At 45.5% G+C, this 24852-nt stretch carries 14 protein-coding genes; 8 read left to right on the top strand and 6 right to left on the bottom strand.

The window, feature by feature from the left end; genetic code table 11:
* Positions 1-36 precede the first annotated feature (36 nt).
* From KN811_RS07735 to bglX, 8 genes are all read left to right on the top strand, one after another.
* On the top strand, positions 37-2796 hold the full coding sequence (locus tag KN811_RS07735) for a helix-turn-helix and ligand-binding sensor domain-containing protein (protein WP_187966148.1): 2760 nt from the start codon (positions 37-39) through the stop codon (positions 2794-2796).
* A 527-nt stretch (positions 2797-3323) separates the two neighbouring features.
* Entirely contained in the window at positions 3324-5006 is a 1683-nt protein-coding gene (locus KN811_RS07730; protein WP_187966149.1) for a sulfatase family protein, read from the top strand.
* A gap of 316 nt (positions 5007-5322) precedes the next feature.
* A complete protein-coding gene (locus KN811_RS07725) occupies positions 5323-8439 on the top strand; it encodes a SusC/RagA family TonB-linked outer membrane protein (RefSeq protein WP_187966150.1) in 3117 nt (1038 codons plus the stop codon).
* 26 nt (positions 8440-8465) lie between these two features.
* The gene (locus KN811_RS07720) at positions 8466-9896 is read left to right on the top strand and encodes a RagB/SusD family nutrient uptake outer membrane protein (protein WP_187966151.1); all 1431 of its coding nucleotides are present in this window, start codon (positions 8466-8468) and stop codon (positions 9894-9896) included.
* 62 nt (positions 9897-9958) lie between these two features.
* Entirely contained in the window at positions 9959-11353 is a 1395-nt protein-coding gene (locus tag KN811_RS07715; protein WP_187966152.1) for a glucoamylase family protein, read from the top strand.
* A 74-nt stretch (positions 11354-11427) separates the two neighbouring features.
* The gene (locus KN811_RS07710; protein WP_247716432.1) at positions 11428-12348 is read left to right on the top strand and encodes a metallophosphoesterase; all 921 of its coding nucleotides are present in this window, start codon (positions 11428-11430) and stop codon (positions 12346-12348) included.
* Between the two features lie 37 nt (positions 12349-12385).
* On the top strand, positions 12386-13177 hold the full coding sequence (locus tag KN811_RS07705) for a carboxylesterase family protein (RefSeq protein WP_187966154.1): 792 nt from the start codon (positions 12386-12388) through the stop codon (positions 13175-13177).
* A 135-nt stretch (positions 13178-13312) separates the two neighbouring features.
* Positions 13313-15553: a beta-glucosidase BglX gene (gene bglX, locus KN811_RS07700; RefSeq protein ID WP_187966166.1), complete on the top strand. Its 2241-nt coding sequence runs from the start codon at positions 13313-13315 to the stop codon at positions 15551-15553.
* A 59-nt stretch (positions 15554-15612) separates the two neighbouring features.
* Here the strand turns inward: bglX and KN811_RS07695 are convergent, their stop codons facing one another.
* The 6 genes from KN811_RS07695 to tamL all read right to left on the bottom strand — a co-directional run bounded on the left by KN811_RS07695 (position 15613) and on the right by tamL (position 24736).
* On the bottom strand, positions 15613-16563 hold the full coding sequence (locus KN811_RS07695) for a bifunctional helix-turn-helix transcriptional regulator/GNAT family N-acetyltransferase (protein WP_187966155.1): 951 nt from the start codon (positions 16561-16563) through the stop codon (positions 15613-15615).
* Positions 16564-17108: 545 nt separating this feature from the next.
* Complete coding sequence (locus KN811_RS07690; RefSeq protein ID WP_187966156.1) at positions 17109-19256, bottom strand: polyribonucleotide nucleotidyltransferase; 2148 nt, start codon at positions 19254-19256, stop codon at positions 17109-17111.
* Between the two features lie 194 nt (positions 19257-19450).
* On the bottom strand, positions 19451-19720 hold the full coding sequence (rpsO, locus tag KN811_RS07685; RefSeq protein ID WP_187966157.1) for a 30S ribosomal protein S15: 270 nt from the start codon (positions 19718-19720) through the stop codon (positions 19451-19453).
* Between the two features lie 166 nt (positions 19721-19886).
* Positions 19887-20744, bottom strand: coding sequence for an acetyl-CoA carboxylase, carboxyltransferase subunit beta (accD, locus tag KN811_RS07680; protein ID WP_187966158.1), 858 nt, complete (start codon positions 20742-20744; stop codon positions 19887-19889).
* A gap of 119 nt (positions 20745-20863) precedes the next feature.
* Complete coding sequence (gene fbaA, locus KN811_RS07675) at positions 20864-21931, bottom strand: class II fructose-bisphosphate aldolase (RefSeq protein ID WP_187966159.1); 1068 nt, start codon at positions 21929-21931, stop codon at positions 20864-20866.
* Between the two features lie 243 nt (positions 21932-22174).
* A complete protein-coding gene (gene tamL, locus KN811_RS07670; protein WP_345725290.1) occupies positions 22175-24736 on the bottom strand; it encodes a translocation and assembly module lipoprotein TamL in 2562 nt (853 codons plus the stop codon).
* Between the last annotated feature and the right edge of the window lie 116 nt (positions 24737-24852).

The following is a 24852-nucleotide window of genomic DNA, read 5'->3' as shown; positions in this document are numbered from 1 at the left end:
GTATTTGCCGGGTGCCACCAACCATATAGACCAGAAATGTTGCAGCATGTTACAGCATATTTTTTATTTTTTGCCTGGCTTGTCCTGGGTATAGGAAAAGTCTGTTCGCAGCAGGCCGTTCTTCCCGTTACCAATTTTTCCGTAAACGATTACGAAGCAGCCAACCAGAACTGGGATATTGCCACTAATGACCAGGGGTTGACATTCGTGGCCAATCACCAGGGGTTACTGGTGTTCAACGGACAGCACTGGAAACTTTATACTTTGCCGAACAGGACCATCATCAGGTCGGTATTTTGTGATGGCAACAGGGTGTATACCGGGTCTTACGAAGAATTCGGGTACTGGGAAAAAAATGATTTCGGGGATTATGAATATACGTCCCTGACCTCGCATATAGATCCCGCACATAAGTTTAAGAATGAGGAGTTCTGGGAGATCATCAGGTGGGGGAAAAACATTGTGTTCCGTTCCTTTAGTACGGTCTATATTTATAACGGGGAAAAAATAACCGTATTAAACCCGGGATTCATCATTACCAAGATCGCGTCCTATCAACAGGAACTTATCCTCGGAAAAAATAACGGGGAAGTTTACCGGTATACCGAACAGGGCAATATCGCACTCCTGGAAGGTACGGATGAAATTGACGACCCCATTGCAGATCTGGTGGTTAATGGGGACGAACTTATCATCGGAACCAAGTCACAGGGGTGTTTCAGTTATGATTTCCGGTATCCGGGTCTTAAAAAATGGGACGATGCCATAAACGGTTCCCTCAAGGCCTATGAACTGAATAAAATACATCTCCTCGGGAAAAACCGGGTTGTATTTGGCACTATAAAGAACGGGGTTATCATATATCATAGAGAAACGGGTGCCACGAAGTATATCAACAGGCATCTCGGGCTCCAGAACAATACGGTACTCGGCCTTGATATTCGCGGAGATAACCTGTGGCTGGCCCTGGACATGGGAGTGGATGCGATAAAAGTAAACTCGGAATTTTCCTTTTATAAGGAGGGCAGTGGAGAGCTGGGTACGGTTTATGATATTGCCTTTTACAATAACACCATCTATATGGGGAGTAATACCGGGGTGTATTATTTCAGGGGAGATGAGCTGGTATTCCTCGAAAATTCCCAGGGGCATGTATGGGACCTTGAGGTGGTGGGCGGAAGGCTGCTCTGCGGACATAACACGGGGACGTACGATATCAGTAACAATTCCTTTGAAAAGATCTCCAGTTTTTCCGGAGGGTATCGTATCCGTAAAGTGCCCGGAAAGGAAAACACTTATATTCAGTGTACCTATATAGGCCTGACCCTGTTCGTTTACCGGGGTGGAAAATGGGAAGTAAGCCCGGTTAAGGGCATAGGTTTCCCGATAGACAATATAGTTTTTGAGAACCGCCACTCCATATGGGCGTCGCATCCCTACAAGGGGTTTTTCCGTATAAAGCTGAGTAACGATTACAGGAATGCCACCGTAGAAAGAGAGTTCAGCAACAGTAAATTAAAGGATTTCAGGACGCAGGTGTTCCGTGTGGGCAATGACATAGCCCTGTACAATTCGGGGAACTGGTATACCTATAATCCCGTAAAGGACCACCTGGAAGAGTTTATACCCTTTGAAAAATATACCGGAAAAAAACTGCTTTTTCAGGACCAGGGGCACTATTGGTTTACGGATACCGGGAAAAACGGGATCATTTATACAGATCTGGCCAGGGATACGGTCATTGCCCAGAAAGAACTGGTACGGCGGCTGACCCCTTTGTTTGAAAAGGTGGTTAAAAAGAACGATTCCCTCTACTATTTTACCCTGAACGACGGTTTTGCCGAGTTTAATCTCTACAAATACAGGAAAAGGCAGAACAGGCCGCTTACAGATACCGTACAGATAACCAGGGTTGAGACCAATTATACGCCCTATGCTTTTTCGCAAAACCCGGGCATACCTTTTAAGAATGCCCGTAGTATCCGGTTTTCCATGTATTACCCCAATCATTTCCGGCAGGATTTCAGTTACCGGTTGTCCGGTTCCATGGCCCAGGAAGGCAGGGTAGAGAACGGAACACTTCTCCTGCAAAACCTCACCTATGGAACGTATGATCTTGAGGTCTGGCCGGTTTCCCTCGGCCCGGAAAGCCCGGCGGCCCTACGTTATAGTTTCCGGATCCATCCCCCCTGGTATTTGTCTGTTCCTATGAAAATCGTATATCTTCTGATCTTCCTGGCCGGGGTCTACTTCCTCTTCTGGTGGAACAAGAAGCTGATCAGGGACCATCAAAGAAAACTCACCCGGCGTATGTACCAGGAAAAACAGCGAAAGCTGGAGATCCTGGAACGGGAAAACCTGGAGAAAGAAGTGAAGATGAAGCAGAAAGAGCTGATGAACTCTACCCTGATGATCAGTAAAAAGAACGAGCTGATCCTGGAAATACAGAATGAACTTCGCAGAATAAGGAACAACAATGTCAACGAATACCGGGTAAAGAGCCTGATAAGCAAGACGACGGAAGCCATACACAACCAGGAGGACTGGCAGGTTTTCGAGACCAATTTTAACGAACTTCACGACGACTTCTTCAAAAGACTCGTCCAGCGTTATCCGAAGCTGACCACCAAAGACATGAAACTGTGCGGATACCTGAAAATGAACCTTACTTCCAAAGAAATCGCCCCGCTTATGGGGATTACACTGAGAGGGGTGGAAATACACCGGTATCGCCTCCGCAAGAAGCTCGGGCTGGACAAAGATCAGGATCTGGTGAAATTTTTAATGGTTATTTAGAAACTGTTTAAAATTTGTTTTTGGAATATTTTATAGTGTATTTTTTCGTCAGGCGAAGATATTTTGAGACACATAGCCTAAGCTACGTGTCGAAAAATAGCTGAAGTACGGTTGCTGAGTGAAGCCGAAGCATGGCGGAAAAAGACGAATAAAAGAACCGGAGGATAAAATTTAAACAGTTTCTTAGATATCTGTCAAAAATAAAAGTGGATTTTCAGTAAAAACAGCCTCATCATTATTACATCATTATGTTAAAATCGTGAAGAGTTGATTACATATCCTGTTTGTAATTGATTGGTTTTTAGTATATTGTAATATTCAAACTTCTTTATAACATTACGGCCAACACATAAAGCGAAGGAGTCCTTAATTTTATCTTCTACGGAACTTAGGTTTTAGCACAGGTATTGCATGCTAAAATAATATAGGCAAAGGAGCTTTCGGAAAAATCTGGCGGACGCAAAATCACCTCTGACCGACGATTTTTTTAAAAGAATTAATTTCAAAACATACTAATCAAAATTTTTATGAACTACAAAAATATACGGAAATTGACCGGAACTTACAGAAATTCATACGGTCTGATAAAAGTAAAAGCGGTGTTATTGCTGTTGTCCATAACAAGTGCAAATATCAGTGCTCAGACCCGGGCCGGGGACAAACAGCTTCCGAATGTGGTATTTATCCTTGCCGATGACGTCGGATATGCAGACCTCGGGGTATATGGCGGAAAGGTACCCACGCCAAATATCGATAGCCTTGCAGCGCAGGGTATGCGCTTTACCGATGCCCATGCGCCGGCAGCCCTGTGTGCCCCTTCGCGTTTCAGTCTGTTAACCGGGAGTTATCCCTACCGGAATGGCAGGCCCGGCGGGTCCTGGGATGTTAACAACAGTTCAGGCTTTAGTCATAATGGGGACAGGACAAAGGCCGGTCGCCATATAACCGTGGGTGAGGTTATGCAAGAAGCGGGATACCGGACTGCATTTTTCGGAAAAATGCATTTGGGCGGTGACGTTTATGACAAAGAAGGCAAAGTGATCCGGGAAAAGGCAAAACTGAATACCATGGATTACAGCCGTGGCGTCGGCGATAACCTCAATGATCATGGTTTCGATTACTGGCTCGGCCTTCTCAGCGGTATTCAGCACGAACCTTATGCGTATTTTGAGAACGGAAAGTTCCGCCCGGTCAATCCCGGTAATCCTGCCGACAATTCCAGCACCCGTTTGCTCAATAACGGATTTTACCGGGTCAGCGACAACGGCTTGTCTGAGATCGTGGAAGCAGGAAGGATCCCGGCCCGGGGCGATGTCGATTACGATTCCAGCCAGGCAGGTATTATACTTACCGAAGGCGCCGTAGGCTTTATAGACAAACATCTCCGGAAAAATGAGGAGACGGGGAAAGATCAGCCTTTTATGCTCTACTTCTCGTCCCAGGCCATCCACGTGCCGCATTCGCCGCCCTTTGATTTTGACGGTGATCCTTCTACTATTGACGAACAGGTATACGGAGTTACCGGGGCGATGACTTCCGATGTCCTTTACGAACTGGACCTCCAGGTCGGCAAGATCATGGATAAACTCGAGGAAGAAGGTATAGCAGATAATACCCTGATCATCTTTACAAGCGACAACGGGGCACTCTGGCCTAATGTAACGCACTATGGCGATCCTGAACACGATAACAACGGCCCGTTACGCGATTATAAGGCCTCTGTTTACGAAGGGGGGCACAGGGTCCCTTTTATCGCGAAATGGGGAGACGGTTCAGAAACAGGTTCGGTGATCCCACCGGGTACAGTGTCCGATCAGTTGATCGTAGGGCACGACTGGGTGGCCACCATGTACGAACTCACCCAACAACAAATGGAAGAAGACCAGGCTATGGACAGCGCATCGCTGCTCCCCGTTTTTACAGGGCAGCAGGCGGAAGACGATCCCCTGCACGAGTTTATTCTATACCAGGCAGGCTTTGCCTACGACGGGGCCATCCGCGAAGGGAGCCTGGTGCTTGTGGTAGACAGGGATAATAAGGCTACCGAACTGTACGACCTTTCCAAAGACCTGGGGCAGGAAAACAACCTGATCGGAGAGGAAGCATATAAAGAAACGGTTGCACGGCTTCATCAAAAGTTCCTGAAGTATAATGATCACGATAATGCTACGGTCAATCCGAGAACAACAAAAACCTTCCGGGCGAATTGAGGTGTTAAATGTTAATAAAAAAAGGCTGGGATCAGGATCATTTTGGATATAACATCAATATCTGGTAAAATTTACACCTGTTATTTGATGTTTCGACAAAAAAACGTCTCGGGTTTTGCGATAAAACAACTCATCATTCCTACATCAACATGTTAAAATTTTAGGAAGTGCTTAATTTTTTCGTTTTTTTAATATGTTGATTGTTAATTAATTGTGAATGTTTTTTTGCTTTTCGCTTTTCTTGTAGTGCTACTACTACATCTTAAAACACGGGGAGTCTCTAATTTTATCTTCGACTAAATTCAAATCTTTTGTTATGAAGGTAAAATTGTTTTGGCTGCTATGTTGTCTTGCCATATTTCCCGCAGGCGTTTATGCGCAAAATACGATCACGGGGAAAGTGACGGATGCGGATAACCAGCCGTTGCCCGGTACCAATATTTTAGTACAGGGGACCAACAGGTATGCAGTAACTGATTTCGACGGAAACTTTAGTATTGAAGCCTCCCCCGGGGAAGTCCTCGAGGTGACTTATGTAGGTTTTAAGGACCGGCAGGTTACGGTGGGGGACGAAACCACCCTGAATATTGTCTTGCAGGAAGACACCTCAGAATTGGACGAAGTGGTTGTTGTAGGATATGGTACCCAGAAAAAAGCTGACCTGACCGGCTCTATAAGCAGTATAGAAGCTGAAGATATTGTAAGGCAACCTGCGCTGACGGCAACCCAGGCTATCCAGGGAAAAGTTCCGGGAATCAACATCATTAACAGCGACCAACCGGGAGCCACGCCGACGGTAATTATCCGGGGACTTGGTACAGCACTTTCCGGAAGGGACCCGCTGTATATCGTAGACGGTATGCCCGTGGACAATATCAAAACCATTAGCCCTTCTGATATTCTGAAAGTGGATGTCCTGAAAGACGCGTCTTCGGCCTCTATTTATGGTTTACGGGCTGCAAACGGAGTAGTTATTGTTACGACTAAACAGGGAAAGAAAGGAAAGGCCAGGTTTAGTTTTGATTCTTTTTACGGGGCCAAAAGTATACTTAATCCCGTAAAAATGGCCAACCCTGACCAGTATATCAATTATTTTAATGAAGGGGCTGCTGCCATTGGAGGTTATACACTACAACAACAGCAATTGTATAATACGGATTGGTATAATGAACTGGCGCAGGTGGGAAGTATTAACAACAATACCTTCGCAGTGTCCGGCGGCAGTGACCATATAGATTATTATTTTAGTTATAACCATTATGAGGAAGAGGGGGTCATAGAAGACCACAAGTACCGAAGGGGAACTATAAAGAACAACAATGTATACAAACTGTTCGATGACAAACTTAAACTTACACAAAATCTCAATATCTCTTTCACTAATGAAAACCCGAAACCATTAGGAGCCTTTAACAATGCGTATCGCCAGTCACCGCTGGTACCCGTACGTTATGAAAATGGAAGATGGGGGCAGGCCTTTGTGAATCAGACTACCGGGATAGTTACCTACCAGGCAGGGCCGGGAGAATCTGTCGGTAGGTTGTATTCCCACGGAAATCCCATGGCCGACGTGTTTTTTCAGAATGAAAAGATACACACCACAACATTACAGGGAGGTTTTACGGCAGAATTTTCCATTACTGATTATTTAAAGGCAACCTCCAGGTTTGGGGCCACCAAGTACTTTTTTGATAAAAGGGTTTTCAATCCAACCAGAGAACGGTGGATAGCCAGTGACCCTACAAGGACCTACGAAGAATTTGAAGAGAGCCGAAGCAATGCCACTAATGAAGAAACGGGGGTTATACCTACCAGTTGGGCATATAACTCTTTGTACATCGAAGATAAAGAAACCTTTAGGTGGAACTGGGATGGTTTTCTGACTTTCGATAAAACTTTTGACAAACATCATCTCAATGTTGTCCTTGGTGGATCCAAGGAAAAGACAAATGTAGGTAAAAGGCTGTATGGAAAGGCGTATGAAGTCCCTGAGAAAGAACAGTACTGGAGTATTCAGCACGCGAGCGGACTTTTTGACAATGTATCCGAGAACGTATATTATACCCCCCGGACATTAATGTCTTACTTTGCCCGTACCCAATACAATTTTGATAATAAATACTATATCACAGCTACCATTAGAAGAGACGGGTCCAGTGTATTTAGAACGGGAGAAAACTTTTGGGAAAACTTTCCTTCATTCGGCCTTGGCTGGACCGTTTCCAACGAAGACTTTTTGAAGGATTCCAAAAGCATCAACTTCCTGAAAATAAGAGGGGGCTGGGGTAGGCTTGGTAATCAGAATGTGCCGTTAAATGTAAATCAAATACACACAAGTACCGGGAGTGCTGGCCAAAACTATGTTTTAGGCCCCAATCAGGAGCTGATGTTTGGTGCATCGGTAGCGAGCCCGGTCAAAGACCTGACCTGGGAAATTGTAGAAGAGTGGGGCGTTGGGCTGGACTTTAACCTCCTGGATTATCGCCTGTCGGGTAGCGTTGATTATTATGATAAAACGACCAAGAACATGATTCTCCTGGTTCAACCACTTCTCGATTCTCAGTTTGCCGAAGATTTCTATGACCACGGAGCGGAGGTTTCCAATAAGGGGATGGAGTTTACTTTAGAGTGGAAGGACAATATATCTGAAGATTGGTCTTATACTATTGGAGGTAATTTTTCATTCAACAAAAACATGGTGGAAAATGTAAAACCGGCTTATGATGGTATGCTGGGAGGAAGTTTAAGCAATGGAAGGATCACCAAAAGGCTGGAAGAAGGACAACCCCTCGGAGCCTGGTGGATGTGGGAAACAGAAGGGGTTTGGCAAAATCAGGGTGAAATAGATAGCAATCCGTCTATCGAAGGAGCTGCACCGGGACATTTGCGTTATAAAGATCAGAATGAAGATGGAGTTATAGACGACAGGGATAAAAAATTCTTCGGTTCCTATATTCCGAAATACAATTACGGAGTTCACCTCGGCTTAAACTACAAAAACATAGATTTTAGTGTAGATGGTTTTGGTGTAGGGGGGAATAAGGTGTATAACGGACTTAAAAATACCAGGACAGATAATGAGAATATAACCGCAGATACCTATAATACCCGATGGACAGGTGAAGGTTCTACGAATGTTCATCCGGGAGCAGACAGAGATATCGAGGCTTCTGATTATTACCTGGAAAACGGAGCATTTTTCAGAATAAACAATATTACTTTGGGGTATACCTTACCCGATTTTTCAAGATATGTTTCCAAACTTCGGTTCTATTTCACAGCGCAAAACCCTTTTATGTTTACCGACTATTCCGGTTTCACTCCCGAAATTATAGGTGGCGAGGGAGGGAATCCTTATAGAACGGCAGGGGTTGAACTGTCGGCATATCCGAATACAAAGACATTTATTTTTGGGATAAACCTGGAGTTATAAGAAACAATAATATAAACGTAAAGATCATGAAATCACTAACAATAAAGAAAATATACATTTTCTTACTCCCGATTATCTTATTTTACGGATGCAGCGAAGATTTCCTGGATGTTGAGTCCAGGGAAAGGATTGAGGCCGAGGACAGTGATGAAGTATTCGAACCCGATCATTTCATTATTAGTAGTTATGGAATGTTAACGGATTGGACTTACGCATTTTCCTATCTGGGAGTTACAGAGATCATTTCGGACAATGCCGATAAAGGAAGTACGCCCACGAGTACGGGTACAGACAAACATTTTTTAGACGGATTGACCCATACTGCAACAACACCGTCTATCCGTGCAGTATGGGAACACTGGTATAAAAGTATAGGCAGGGCATCATATGCTATTGAGTATACAGAAGAGTACGGTCTGTCCGATGAAAATTATAAGAACAGGCTCATCGCAGAAGCAAAATTCTTAAGGGCTTTGCATTACTTCTGGCTGGTCAGGGCGTTTGGAGATGTTCCTCTGCAACATGTAGACCTGTTGAACAGGGCACCTAAGGAAGAAGTATATGACTTTATAGAACAGGATTTGTCAGATGCCATAGCAGCGCTTCCCAATAAAAGCGAATATGCTTCGGGAGATCTAGGCCGGGCTACAAAAGGAGCCGCACAGGCCTTGTTGGCTAAAGTATATCTGTATAAAGAACAATGGGAAGATGCTTTAAATTATGCCAATATGGTCATGACTTCCGGAGAATACAGTTTGGAACCCAATTATGAGGATATCTGGAGAAAATACAGTGAAAATGGTGTGGAATCTATTTTTGAAGTACAGGCCCGGGGAGAGCAAATAGCCCATGGGGTGCAACAATATTCCCAGACCCAGGCTCCCCGGGGAACAGGTGGCTGGGGCTGGGGCTTTAATATCCCTTCCGAGGATCTGTTAAATGCCTTTAATGCCGAAGGAGATACCATAAGAAGAGATGCCACGATCATCTTCAGGGGCGAAACCCTGTGGGATGGCAGGGAGGTATCCGGAAGTGTAGAAAACGCAATGTATAATGAAAAAGCGTATTCCAGTGCAAATCTCGGAGATAGTGACGGCGATAAAAATGTCCGTATTCTCCGTTTGGCAGAAGTTTTATTGATCCATGCCGAAGCAGCTAATGAACTGGGCAATGCCAGTACAGCCTTATCTTCCCTCAACCAGGTAAGGAGCAGGGTAAATCTCCCGGAAGTGACAACCACAGATCAGGGACAACTGAGACAGTTAATCTGGAAAGAACGACGACTGGAACTGGCTTTTGAACACGACCGCTGGTTCGACCTTATCCGTACCGGGCAGGCCGGTAACGTAATGAGAACCCTTGGAAAACCGTTCGAGGATGGAAAACACGAATTGTTTCCCGTTCCTAACGACCAGATCAATCAAACCCCCGAAATGACCCAAAACCCGGGATGGTAAATAACATATGATTGAGGGACCGGAGTATAGTAAATTATAAACAGGATATAAGCCAGTAAAACATGCGAATTTTAATTTTTGCCCTGGGCATATTTTTCTTTATCGGTTGTAATAACAACCAGAAATCAACAAAAAACACTTCAGATAATACATCACAACAAAATGAAGAGGAGCATAATAATGAACCATTAAGTGACGAGGAATTGCTGGATATTGTCCAGGAGCAGACCCTCAAATATTTCTGGGATTACGCAGAGCCCAATTCCGGAATGGCCCGTGAGCGCTATCACCCTGACGGGAATTACCCTAAAAATGACGCACATATTGTTACCACAGGAGGTTCCGGTTTTGGGCTCATGGCTATTGTGGCCGGTATTGAAAGAGGTTTTATTCCGCGTGATAAAGGGGTAGAGCGCCTGCATAAAATTGCCGGGTTCCTGGCAGAAACAGAACGCTATCACGGGGCCTGGCCCCATTGGATCAATGGTGAGACCGGCGAAACACAATCTTTTAGCAATAAAGATAACGGTGGGGACATTGTAGAAACCTCTTTTTTGGCACAGGGTTTTATCGTGGTCCGGGAATACCTTAAAAACGGAAACGAACAGGAAAAAGCAGTAGCTCAGAAATATGAGCAGCTCTGGAAAGGGATCGACTGGAATTGGTACACCAATGGCAAGGGCGGTATTTTTTGGCATTGGTCTCCCGAATATGAGTTTGAGAAAAATTTTAAAATCGAAGGTTACAACGAATGTTTGATCACTTATATTATGGCCGCCTCTTCTCCGGACCATGCCATTGATCCGGAAGTTTATCACAAGGGCTGGGCCAGAAGCGGAAACATTACTACCGATAAAACGGCTTATGACTTACCGCTTATCCTGAAACACAACACGGTCGGTGATAAAGGCGGGCCGCTTTTCTGGGCACATTATTCTTATTTGGGGTTAAACCCGAAAAACCTTCAGGATAAATATGCCGATTACTGGGATCTGAATGTAAACCACTCCAGGATCAATTATAATTATTGCGTGGAAAATCCGAATCAGTCTGAGACATATGGCCCGAAATCCTGGGGATTAACGGCCAGTTATTCCAGAAATGAAGATAACAGCATTGGCTATACGGCTCATTCTCCCGATAACGATAAAGGCGTGGTTTCTCCTACCGCAGCAGTGAGTTCCATACCGTACACACCAGAAGAATCCTTGCGGGCCATTCGCTATTTTTATACGGATTTAAACGACCTGGTCTGGGGGCCGGCCGGTTTTTACGATGCCTTTAGCCTGGATGGTGAACCCTGGGTAGCCGATAAATATCTGGCCATAGACCAGGGGCCGATGGTCGTTATGATAGAGAACCATCGCAGTGGCCTGATATGGGAACTGTTCATGCAGAACGAAGATATACAGAACGGATTAAAAAAATTAGGATTTACAAGTCCGGATATACAATGAAAACGATGATGAAATATGGGGTTTTTAGTACATTTGTTATTCTGGTAATATCTTGTAAATCAGTTGACCATAATATGCGTATTGTATTAGTGCCCGATACCCAGACCTATACGGAAAAATATCCCGAAATACTCCGTACACAGATACAGTGGATCGCCGATAATGCCAGGGAAACAGACCTGGTCATACAGCAGGGAGACCTCACCCAGAACAACAGTAAAGAAGAATGGGAAACCGTACGGCAGGCATTCCGTAAACTGGACGGTAAAGTCCCTTATGTGCTTGCGGTAGGCAATCACGATATGGGCAGTGCCCCGGGAAAATTTGCAGATACCAGGAATACCACATTGTTCAACCGCTATTTTCCCTACTCCGAAATGTCCGGGCTTCCGGGCTTTGGTGGTAGTTTTGAACCGGATACCATGGACAATGCCTGGTATACCGTCAAAACCGGAAAAATAAAGTGGCTGGTACTCTCCCTGGAATTCGGCCCCCGGAACAAAGTACTGGCCTGGGCGGGAAAGATCATCGAAGAACACCCCGACCATCTGGTCATTGTCAATACACACAGCTATATGTACGCCGATAACACCCGTCAGGGTGAAGGGGACGACTGGCGCCCGCAAGTCTACGGCATAGGGAAGGATACCGGAGAAGATGCAGTGAACGATGGAGAAGATATCTGGCAAAAACTGATAAAACGATACCCTAATGTAAGGTTTGTCTTTTCCGGGCATGTCCTGCATTCCGGGGTGGGGACACTGGTTAGCATAAATGACGGGGGATACCCGGTTTACCAGATGCTGGCCAATTATCAGGAAGGTGTTAAAGGGGCGGAAAAAGGGGGGAATGGCTGGCTTCGTATTTTAGATATGGACCTCCGGGAAAATAGTATAGAAGTAAATACTTATTCCCCTTACCTCGGGAAGCATATGGAAGACCCGGCACATCATTTCCGGATACAAAATGCGTTTTTTGAGCCCGCGGAGCAGTAAGGATTTGTTTTACTACCTTGAAAGCAAAAAGACAACCATGAACAACCGAACAGTTTTTCCAGTTTTATGCCTTATGTTATATACCCTACTGTCTTTTGCACAAACGGACAGTCTGTATCAAAAAAAGGAACTTGTTTCCGAAAACGATACCCTTTTATACCGGGTCCTGTACCCGGAAGATTTTTCCCCGAATAAAAAATACCCGGTAATACTCTTTCTTCACGGGGCAGGGGAGCGGGGGAATGACAATGAGGCGCAGTTGGTCCACGGCAGTAAGATGTTCCTGCAAGACTCCATCCGGGAGAATTTTCCGGCCATAGTCATCTTTCCGCAATGTCCCAAAGAAGACTATTGGGCCAATGCAAAAGTAAGGCGGAACAAAACGCCGCTCACCATAAAATTCCGCTACGGGCGCAAACCTACAAAACCGCTTAGCCTGGTGATACAACTGATGGATAGTATAACGGCAGAACCTTATGTAAAACAAGACCAGGTTTACGTTCTGGGATTGTCCATGGGAGGCATGGGTACTTTTGAGCTCCTGTACCGGAAACCGGAAATGTTTGCTGCTGCTATCCCCATTTGTGGAGGAGGCAAACCCAAGTCCGTAAAAAAATACGCATCCCGTTTGCCCCTGTGGATATTTCACGGGGCCAAAGACAATGTGGTAAACCCGGTATTTTCGGTGCATATGGTAGAAAGGCTGCTTCAGGAAGGGGGTAACCCGAGGTTTACCCTCTACGAAAATGCCAATCACAACAGCTGGGACCCTGCCTTTGCAGAACCCGATCTCTTGCCCTGGCTGTTCTCCAAGACCTTGAAAAATTAAAGGTGAAAAGAATCCCTTGTGATTGCTTTTTAACAGAATATTTATGAGACGGAGGAGCGAAGACGGATGACAGGTGACGGGTGTATGCACCGGTCATCCGTCCTCGGTCCCAAAAAAAGAACTATGAAAACAACGATGAAAAGAATTTCCGCGTTATCCGTGCTTGTGTCAGTCCTGATCTCCTGCTCGGAGAAACCGGTGGGGCAGAATAATGAAAAGGACAGTGCTTACACACAAAAAGCTGACTCCGTTCTAAACCTGATGACCCTGGAAGAAAAAATAGGGCAGACCGTCCTCTTTACCAGTGGCTGGGATGTCACAGGCCCCTCTATGGATGATAACTATAAGGAGTACTTAAAAAAGGGTAGTCTGGGAGCAGTTTTCAATGCTTTTACCACAAAATACAACCGGGAACTGCAAGAGATCGCGGTAGAAGATACCCGGCTGGGCATTCCCCTGCTGTTTGGGTATGACGTTATCCACGGGCACCGGACCATTTTTCCCATTCCCCTTGGCGAATCGGCAAGCTGGGACCTGGAACTGATGGAAAAGACAGCACGGGTAGCCGCAATCGAAGCATCGGCAGAAGGTATTAACTGGACCTTCGCCCCGATGGTCGACGTAGCAAGGGACGCCCGGTGGGGCAGAATAGCCGAGGGGGCGGGAGAAGATACCTACCTCGGGTCACTGATAGCCGGAGCAAGGGTAAAAGGATTCCAGGGCGATGACCTTTCGGCAAACAACACCATACTGGCCTGTGCCAAACACTATGCGGCATATGGCGCTGCTATGGCGGGGAGGGACTACAATACCGTAGACATGTCGGAAAACGAATTGCGCACCACCTATCTGCCACCGTTTAAAGCTGCACTCGATGCCGGAGTGGCCACTTTTATGAATTCCTTTAACGACCTGAACGGCGTGCCCGCCACGGGAAATGAATTTCTTTTGCGGGATATCCTCAAGGGAGAATGGGCATTTAACGGCTTTGTCGTCACCGATTACACTTCCTTGAACGAAATGGTCCCCCACGGTTATGCCAAAGATGAAAAACAGGCCGGGGAAATAGCGATGAACGCAGGAGTGGACATGGATATGCAGGGAGGGATCTATATGAAATACCTGAAAAAATCGATAGAAGAGGGAAAAGTAAGTGAAGCCGACCTGGACGATGCCGTCCGCAGGATACTGGAGATGAAGTTCCGCCTCGGCCTTTTTGACGATCCCTATCGTTACCTGGACGAGAAAAGGGAAAAGGAAGACATACTCAACGATGAACACCTGGAGATCGCCCGGGATGCAGCGAGGAAGTCCATGGTATTGCTGAAGAACAAAAACAAAGTACTGCCGCTTTCCCCGGACCGGAAAGTGGCGCTGATAGGCCCTCTGGTAAAGGATGAAAAGAATATTATAGGCAACTGGGCTGCTGCCGGAGACCGGGGCGGAACTGCCGTGAGTGTCTTTGAAGGTTTTGAAGAAAGAGTGGGAAAAGGCAATTTCCTGTATGCCGAAGGATGTAAACTTACCGGGGATGATATTTCGGGTTTTGCAGAAGCTGTTGCCACAGCAAAAAAGGCCGACGTCGTGGTCATGGTCGTAGGAGAACTGGAAGGTATGACGGGCGAAGCAGCCAGCCGGACCGACATTAATATACCCGGTAAGCAGAAAGCACTGATCGAAGCCGTAAAAAATACGGGAAAACCCGTGGTCCTGGTACTGATGAACGGCCGGCCGCTTACCCTGGAATGGGAAAACAATACCGTCGATGCCATTCTCGAAGCCTGGTGGCCGGGAACCATGGGCGGGCATGCCGTAACCGATGTGCTGTATGGCGATTATAACCCTTCCGGAAAGCTGACGGTGAGTTTTCCGAGAACAGTAGGGCAGTTGCCGCTGTTCTATAATCATAAAAATACAGGAAGGCCGGTAAACCCCGGCGACCCGGATCAGAAATACGTGTCCAGGTATCTCAATACACCCAATACCCCGCTTTTCCCGTTCGGATACGGATTGAGCTATACCGATTTTTCTTATGAAGTAGCCGTAGATAAGGAACGGATAACTCCCGCGGATACCCTGACCGTCACGGCCAAAGTGACCAACACGGGCAACAGGGACGGGGAGGAAGTGGTTCAGCTTTACCTGCACGACAAGGTAGCCTCTATAACCCCTCCGGTAAAACAGTTGAAAGGGTTTGAAAAGGTATTTATCAGAAAAGGGGAGACCGCGACAGTTAAATTTGAGCTTTCTGCGGAAGACCTGAAGTTTTATGGCCCTGATCTGGAATGGAAATACGAACCCGGTGAATTTGAGCTATTTGTTGCCGGGAATTCCGATATGCCTTTTACCCATTCGTTTGAGCTGGTGGCGGAATAGCTGTAATATAAGCCGGGTTCGGCAAACCACCGGGTTGAAGCTTTGCAGGATAACATTCCTCAAAAGTCAAGGCACATGATCTTTTCTGTCCGTTTAAGCACTGCCATCTGTGCCGGGGCCTTTTTATCAAGGAATCCGAGTTTGTAATAGAGTTTATGAGCCTGGGGCATGCTTAATGTAGTTTGAAGCCAAAGTTGTGTGGCCTCATTTTCCACACACCTCGTTATACATCTTTCGATCAATTTTGTGGCGATCCCCGATTTCCTGTAATTGGGGTCTATATAAAGTTTTGCAAATTCAAAAGTATGGTCGTCAAGGCGTTTTAATGCCACACAGCCCACAATTTCATTGCCGTATTTTGCATAGAAAACGAAACCCCCGTTACTGAGATAGGCAAGGTCCGGGTTCTTTAGCGTAAATTCGTCCTCTTCTTCCAGTTGACCATTTAAAACCCCCAGCAGCCAGGGACCGGCAAGTTTGTAAAAATATTCTTTAAGACCGGGTTTGTAGTCTATAACAGTTATAGATGGTGATTTTGGATCGGATACAATTTTGTGGATCGGCGTAAGGTTGATCGCAGTATCAATTCTTTTCAGAATATTGGTGATATCGGGATGCCCTGAGGTCATGACCTTTTCTAGTGCCCCGGAGAAAGATAACCATAGGGGCTGTAATGTATTTAATAAAAGAATCCCTCTGTCAGACAATGAAATAAGTTTGGATCGCTTGTCATTGGAATTGGCCGCAATTTCAATAAGGCCCTTTTTGTCCAGTTCCCTGACGATGTTTTTTACGGTTATATGCGAAAAAGCAATTTGAGAAGTTATTTCCATAACCGTTTTCGGTTCATTGCTTTTGGCTAGTACATAATATACGGAAAACCAGCTGGCTTTAAAGTCAATTCCTGCATCCTTATATATTTTATCCCCGTCTATATGAAGTTTTTCACTGATCCTTCTAAATCTTGAAGCACCTGCTAAATAACCAAGTTGTTCTAAAATGTCCGGCATAATATTGTATTTACAAAAGTTGTTTCATAAATTTATGAAAGTACTTTTATAAATGCAATAGCAAATATTGAAATTAACGTTATTTAACGTGAATAATGGATAAGGGCTCCCCTCTTCAGACGAAGAGGGGTGTCCCGCTTGCGGGACGGGGAGTTTGACCAAGCCCAAACCTTGGGCATACCCCCAACTTTTGTATTTTTCCAGTGGCCTGGGCTTTCAAACCCTCCGATCCCGATTGAAATCGGGACCACCTCCCTTTGTCTCAAGGGAGGAGCTTTTTAAAAATCTCAAACATAGGTTGTAATTTTGAAGTGTTTGTGCTCCCTGGAGCTTATCCATTATTCACGTTTATTTATGTCTTGTACAGCAATCACACTCCCCCCGGTAGGAGGAAATAAAAAAATCGGGTTATACTTTTAATTTCTAAACAAGGCTCTGTGAAATTCTGTACCTGCTTTGTGGCAAAATAACGTCATTATATACAAAAAAACACCCCCGATTTGTAACCGGGGGTGTAAATTATATACCAATATCCAGGTACTAAGTTAGGACCTGTGTCTTGCTTCTTTCTTCTCCGGTCTTTGAGGCCTTGGAAGGAGAGCTTTTTTGGAAACTTTTGGTTTTTTTGTTCTGGGGTCGAGTCCGAAGTATTTTACTTCAAAGACATCTCCCATATTAACTACATCAGATACGTTTTCCGTACGTTCCCAGGCCAGTTCAGATACATGCAGCAATACCTCGTTTCCTGGAGCCGCGGTAAATTCTACAACAGCACCGAAATCGAGCATTTTAATCACTTTTACTTCATATACCTTACCGACTTCCGGTTTGAACAGTAAAGCATCTATTTTTGCTAAAACAGCATCGATACCATCCTGATTGGTTCCCAGGATTTCAACAATACCTTCTTCATCGACTTCGTTGATAACAATGGTCGTGTCCGTAGCTTTCTGTAATTCCTGGATCACTTTTCCACCAGGGCCGATCAGGGCGCCGATAAATTCTCCCGGAATTGTTCTGGTAACAATTTTTGGAGCGTGAGGTTTTACTTCTGCATTGGGCTGAGCAATGGCATCCGTAAGTTTTCCAAGGATATGCAAACGGCCTTCACGGGCTTGTTTTAAGGCCTGTACCAATATATCATAAGGCAGTCCTTTTACTTTTATATCCATCTGGCAGGCCGTAATTCCATCGGCAGTTCCGGTTACTTTAAAGTCCATGTCTCCCAGGTGGTCTTCGTCTCCCAGGATATCGGACAATACCGCATGGCGTTCTCCGTCGGAAATAAGTCCCATGGCTATACCGGATACCGGTTTTTTCATCTGGATACCTGCATCCATAAGAGCCATAGTTCCGGCACACACTGTGGCCATGGAAGAAGAACCGTTAGATTCCAGTACTTCCGAAACTACGCGGACGGTGTAAGGATTTTCTTCGGGGATCATCCCTTTTAATGCACGTTGTGCCAGGTTTCCGTGACCGATCTCACGACGGGAAGTACCTCTTATCGGGTAGGCTTCACCGGTACAGAAAGGAGGGAAGTTATAGTGCAGGTAGAAGTTCTCTTCGCCCTGGTGTGTCGGCAGGTCGATAATATTGGCTTCTCTGGAAGTTCCCAGTGTTACCGTTGCAAGTGCCTGTGTTTCTCCCCTGGTAAAGATCGCAGAACCGTGAACAGAGGGCAGGTAATTTACTTCACACCAGATGGGACGGATCTCATTGGTCTTTCTTCCGTCTAAACGAATGCCTTCAGAAAGGGTAAGTTCTCTTACGGCTTCTTTTTCGGTCTTTTTGAAGTAATCTACGATAAGGCCTTCGTTCTCTTCCAGTTCTTCTTCACTAAAGAGGGCCAATACTTCGTCTTTTACTGCAGAAAATGCTTCGCCGCGTTCCTTTTTGCTGTAACCGCTTTTTGCGATATCGTATATTTTCTGGTATGCCGCTTCGCGTACTTTATCAGCGATGGCCTCGTCCGTTTTTGCAGGGTTGTATTCCCTTGTAGGTTTTTTACCGAAAGCCTCCGCCAGTCGTAACTGGGCCTCACACTGAACCTTGATGGCCTCGTGAGCGAACTGAATGGCATCTGCCATTTCTTCTTCGGAGATTTCTTTCATTTCACCTTCTACCATCATTACAGAATCTGCAGAAGCACCAATGATCATGTCAATATCAGACTCTGATAATTGTTCGCGGCTGGGGTTGAGGACAAACTCACCGTTTATTCTACCTACACGTACCTCAGAAATGGCACATTCGAAAGGGATATCAGATAATTGAATGGCTGTTGATGCCGCCAGGCCGGCTAAGGCATCGGGCATAACGTCATCATCGTGAGACATCAACTGGATCATTACCTGGGTTTCCGTCTTATAATCGGACGGGAATAGCGGCCGCAATACACGATCCACGATCCGCATCGTTAAGATCTCCCTGTCACTGGGCCTGGCTTCTCTTTTAAAGAACCCGCCCGGGTAACGGCCGGCAGCAGCAAATTTTTCTCTGTAGTCTACGGTCAATGGAAAGAAGTCCATTGTACTTTCATTATAAGACGATACAACGGTACAAAGTAACATTGCATTGCCCATTTGTACAACAACAGACCCGTGGGCTTGTTTTGCCAGCTTTCCTGTTTCTATGGAGATGGTCCTGCCATCACCCAAATCAATAACTTCTTTTTTTACTTCAGGAATCATAAATTCTTTTTAATTAATTATACAAAGGGTTCCGTCTTGTTTTGACGGGGTTGTTGTGTTGTTGCAGTTAACCCAATGAAAATTACTTCGCCCTGATTATACAATGTGCCAATTGGTCTATTGCCACATTATGTGTCCGGTGCAAAACCAGACAAAATAAAACAAAAAAAGAGGCACAGAGGCCTCTTTCAGAATTATTTTCTAAGTCCTAATTCTTTTACAATTGCACGATATCTTTCGATGTCTTTTTTCTTCAGATAATCGAGCAGGCTTCTTCTTTTCCCAACCAGTTTCACCAGGGAACGCTCGGTATTGAAATCCTTGCGGTTCCTTTTCAGGTGCTCGGTCAGGTGAGAGATTCTGTGCGTGAACAATGCGATCTGGCCTTCGGCAGAACCGGTGTTCTTCTCAGATCCTCCGTGTTTTTTAAAAATGTCCTCTTTAACTTCTTTTGTTAAATACATGCCAATATTGTTTAAATGATTATTATGTATTGCCGTAGGGTTGCAATGCATTGTAACCCTACAACCAGGGCGCAAATATAATGTAAATAGTTGTAATATCTGTTTTTTATGCAAAAAAGGTTCGGACAGGGTAGGGGTGCGATGCATGGCACCCCTATGGGCCTGCCTAATTTCGCACCTCCTGGTTCTGGATCAGGTCCAGGTAGAGGTTTATGTTCTTTTTAAGGTCTTTTCGGTGGGAAATAAAATCCAGGAACCCGTGTTCCTGCAAAAATTCGGAAGTCTGAAATCCTTCGGGCAGGTCCTGTCCGGTAGCTTCTTTAACTACCCTTGGCCCTGCAAATCCGATCAATGCACCGGGTTCGGCGATGTTGATATCACCGAGCATGGCATAAGAAGCGGTAGTACCTCCCGTGGTGGGATCGGTACACAGGGAAATATAGGGGATACGCGCTTCGGCCAGTTGCGCCAGTTTGGCGGAGGTCTTGGCCAGTTGCATCAGGGACAGGGCGGCTTCCATCATCCTGGCTCCTCCCGATTTGGAGATCATCAGGAAGGGGATCTTCTTTTTTATGGAATGATCAATGGCCCTGGCGATCTTTTCTCCTACCACGCTTCCCATGGATCCTCCGATAAAGGCAAAGTCCATAGAAGCAATGACCAGTTCTTTTCCCATGGACTTACCGACAGCCGTACGAACGGCGTCTTTGAGTTTGGTCTTTTCCTGGGCTTCCTTGAGACGGTCTGTATATTTTTTGGTATCTACAAACTTCAGCGGATCTTTGGAGGTAAGGTTGGGGTTGAGTTCTTCGAACTTGTTGTCGTCAAAAAGAATGGAGAAGTATTCCTTGCTTCCTATCCTCACGTGGTAGTCGTCTTCCGGACTGACGTAAAAATTTTTTTCCAGTTCTTCCGCCCCGACAATTTTCCCTGTGGGAGACTTATACCAAAGTCCTTTGGGAGTGTCTTTCTTTTCTTCCGTAGAGGTTTGGATACCTTTTTCTTTTCGTTTAAACCAAGCCATATTTTATTTTTTGGTTACTGGATCATCAAGGTTACCGGGGTATTCGATTATTGCGTTGCTTTATAACAGCATTCCCCGCAACGGGGGCCAATAACTGAATACCCTGATAACTTAATTTGCTATAAAGTGTTGATGTTATTCAGATCTTCAAACGCTTTTTTCAGCCTGGCACCAAAGGTCTTTTCTCCTTCGCGAAGCCATACCCTGGGGTCGTAATATTTTTTGTTGGGCTGGTCTGCGCCTTCGGGATTTCCGATCTGTGCCTGGAGATAGTCTTTTTTACCCTGAACATAATCCCTTACTCCTTCGAGGAAAGCGTATTGGAGGTCGGTGTCTATATTCATTTTTATTACACCATAACCTATGGCCTCCCTGATCTCTTCCAGTGTGGAACCCGACCCTCCGTGGAAAACAAAATCGATGCTGTTCTCCGGTACATTGTATTTGCCGGATACGTATTCCTGGGAATTTTTCAGTATTTTGGGAGTGAGCTTTACGTTTCCTGGTTTGTAAACACCATGTACGTTACCGAAAGCGGCAGCTATGGTAAATTTAGGGCTGATCTTCATCAGCTCTTCATATGCATAGGCCACTTCTTCGGGTTGGGTGTAAAGTTTGGACGAATCTATATCGGTATTGTCCACACCGTCTTCTTCACCTCCGGTAACTCCCAGTTCTATTTCGAGAGTCATTCCCATTTTGCTCATACGGGCGAGATATTTTTTGCTGATCTCTATATTTTCTTCTATCGGCTCTTCCGAGAGGTCTATCATATGCGAGCTGAACAGTGGTTTTCCGGTTTCTGCATAGTGCTTTTCGCTGGCATCCAGCAGCCCGTCTATCCACGGCAGTAGTTTTTTGGCACAGTGGTCTGTATGCAGGATCACGGTAGCGCCATATGCTTCTGCCAGTTCATGAACATGTTTAGCCCCTGCAACGGCGCCGAGTATGGCGGCTTTCTGTCCGTCGTTGGAAAGCCCCTTGCCGGCATTGAACTGGGCACCTCCGTTCGAAAATTGAAGGATAACCGGAGAATTCAATGCTGCTGCCGTTTCCAATACACCATTAATACTGTCCGAACCAATTACATTTACAGCTGGCAGGGCGAACCCCTTGCTTTTTGCATATGCAAAGATCTCCTGTACTTCATCTCCGGTGGCTACCCCGGGCTTAATGTTGTGACTCATAGTTTTAAGTTTTCCAGAATTTGAAAGTTAGTAAAGAGCAAAAGTAATAAAATTAGACGGCTAATTCCCAAATTATGGATGTAAATTAGTGGTCCTTAGAGTAGGGAAGTCCTGGAGTCCTGAAGTTCTGGAGTCCTGGAGTTGAAAAATATAAGTTTTGAGTGTTAGCTGCCGCAAGTCTGGAGACTCACGATATCTTCAACTTATCCGGCGCCTCAATAACTCCTCAACTCCCAAACTCCTTTAAAAAGGATAGTTGATACCTATATTATATACTGCGTTACTAAAATTATAGTCATGAAACCAGCGTCTGGACATCCTTTCGGCGGGATCATAGGTCTTGAAGCCGGTATCGACCCGGATAACAAAGAACCCGAAATCGTAACGTATCCCGAAGCCTGTACCCAGTGCAATATCTTTCAGGGACGAAAAACCGGTGAAAGTAGCATCTTCGTCCGTAACATCGTCGAGGGCGTTCCATATATTTCCGGCGTCGGCAAAGAACGCGCCGTTGAGGCTACCCATAATGTTAAAGCGATATTCCAGGTTCAGGGCTATCTTCAGGTTGGCTTCGTTAAAATCGTTCCGGGCGTCGGTTCTTCCGGGGCCCAGGGAATAAGCCTGCCAGGCCCGGTTGTCATTGGTTCCCCCGGCAAAATAACTTCTGGAGAAGGGAATGTTGGAAGCATTTCCATACGGAATAGCAAAACCGAAAAAGCTGCGGAAAGCAATAATGTTCCGGCGCGATACTGCCCAGTGTTTTATAAAGTCGAGCTCGGTTTTTACATATTGGGAATACTGCACGTCAAAGATCATTTTCTTACCGTCCTCATTTTTGTCGAACTCGATGAAATTGGAAACGGCAGACAGGAAATTACCAGCGGTTTCCAGTTTAGCCTTGAATTGAGAAAAGGTATTGTCACTGGCCCCCCGCCGGGTGTTTTTTGTAAAGGTAAAGTTGGAAGCGAAAATAAGGTTGTTGGCACTGAGCCTCCTACGGCGTTCTTCTATACTCGATACGGTCCGGAAGTCGTCCGTACCGGGGGTTAATCCGCTGATGCCCCCTTCCCGGGCTTCCCGGATAAACTGATTTGTGCCTTCCGGAATAAGCAGGTTGCCGTCCTCGTTAAAATAGGAGGGGTCCACATCGTATTCCTGTGCTATATCGTTTAATCTTCCGTAGCTGTTTTGGTATACCGTGAAGTATCTGTCGACGTTCAAATTCCGGATAAACTCAATGTTCATCAGTTCGAAGGTATGCTTTTTCTGGTAAGAAGGTGTCCAGTTATACCTCAGGATGGTATTGAAACTCTGCTTGTCCAGGCCTATGTTTTTCTGAAATGAGCTTCCCACGGACATCCGTGTCTCGGGCAGCATGTATTTGGGGATGTATTTACGCGTATCAAAAAAGAAGAATATACGGGGAAAATTGAGCCTGATGTCTCCCCCGAATTCTGAAATATTGAAAAATCTGTCTTTCGGATTGCTGGCATCCCGTGACGACCCTACGGTCCCCCGGACCGAGACTTCCAGGGTCTCCGCCCCCCGGAAAACGTTTCTGCTTATCAGGGATGTACTGAAGGAAATACCGATATCCTGGATATTGGAGTGCGATATGTCGGTGTTGAGCCCCAGGGAAAATTTTGGCCTGTGCGTAAGGTATATGTTGGTATTGAGCCGGTCGTCACTATCGTTGGCATAGAGGTATTCGATGTTCGGGTATTTAAAGGTATTGAGGCTGCTGATCTGCCGATAGGTCCGGGTCCGGTCTATTTCGCGATAGATGTTTTCCGGGGTAATGGCCACGGCATCGGTCAGCGCCTTGGGTTTGTAACGCAGCTTGTCTTTGTAATAGATGGTAAAATTATCGTAGGTCACAGAGTCGAGGGCTTCCTTGTCCAAACCAAAGGTATAGTCGGCAAAAATGTTTACCTTATTAATACGGTGTATTTTATAGGGCATTTCCTGTAAGGAATCGCCGACCCTTTCATGACGGTTGTCAATTTCTATTTCTACCGGCATCTTGTAATCTTCATTGGCAGTCAGGGTATCCCTTAAAACGTTGAAACGTATCGAGGAATTGGGTTGAAACTGATATATTCCGGAATTGATGAGAATGGAATTGATACGCTCCCTTTCGCCTTCGAAATGGGAGAGGTCGAACTGTTCACCTTCCTTTATCAGCATGCGGGAATTGTAACGGGAATAGATGGAGTCGATATCTTCAGATTCGATTTTTGTGGTGATACTGTCCAGGAAATAGGGTTTTCCCGTAGTGACCTCATAGTTCACTTCTCCGCGTTTTTTCTTTTTCGGAACGGTATCTACGGAATATGTGACCGTGTTGTTAAAATAACCCTTGCTGTTGTAGTACAGGTTGAGGCGTTCCCTGGACTTTTCTGCCTTGGATTTATTGATAACGACAGGAGCCTCTCCCGTTTCCTTCAGCCATTTGTTAAAACCCGCTACGGACTTGCCCAGTTCGATAACCTGTTTCCTGGACAGCAGACGGTTGAGGCGTTGTTCCCTTTTTTCCTTACGGTACAGCCAGGCCTGGAAAGAAGAATCGGGCTTTGGAGTTGCCAGGTTGTAGATATGGAGTTTGAGGTTAAAACCAAGCAGGGAGCTGTTGGGATGCTGGGATATGAGATTGCGCACGGTTTCTCTCTGTTCTTTTTCCCCGTTCACATAAATGTTGTTTTTGGTTAAAAGCAGCTTGTCGTCATTCACCCTTTTTACCGTATTACAGGAAGCCATAGACAGTATTAAAAAGATTACCGCTATTTTTGTGGTCAGCGTTTTCAATGGAAAAAAGACAGGTTTTTAAATTATTAAGGTTTTAGGTTGCAAGTTATAGGTTTCAGGTTGCAAGTTTAAATTTAATTCTGATGTGTTTTAACCTGTAACCTGAGACCTGTAAC

Source organism: Sinomicrobium weinanense, from assembly GCF_018863395.1.
Lineage (GTDB): Bacteria > Bacteroidota > Bacteroidia > Flavobacteriales > Flavobacteriaceae > Sinomicrobium > Sinomicrobium weinanense.
The sequence above is the reverse complement of the archived record's forward strand: the minus strand, read 5'-3'. Positions and strand labels throughout refer to the sequence as shown.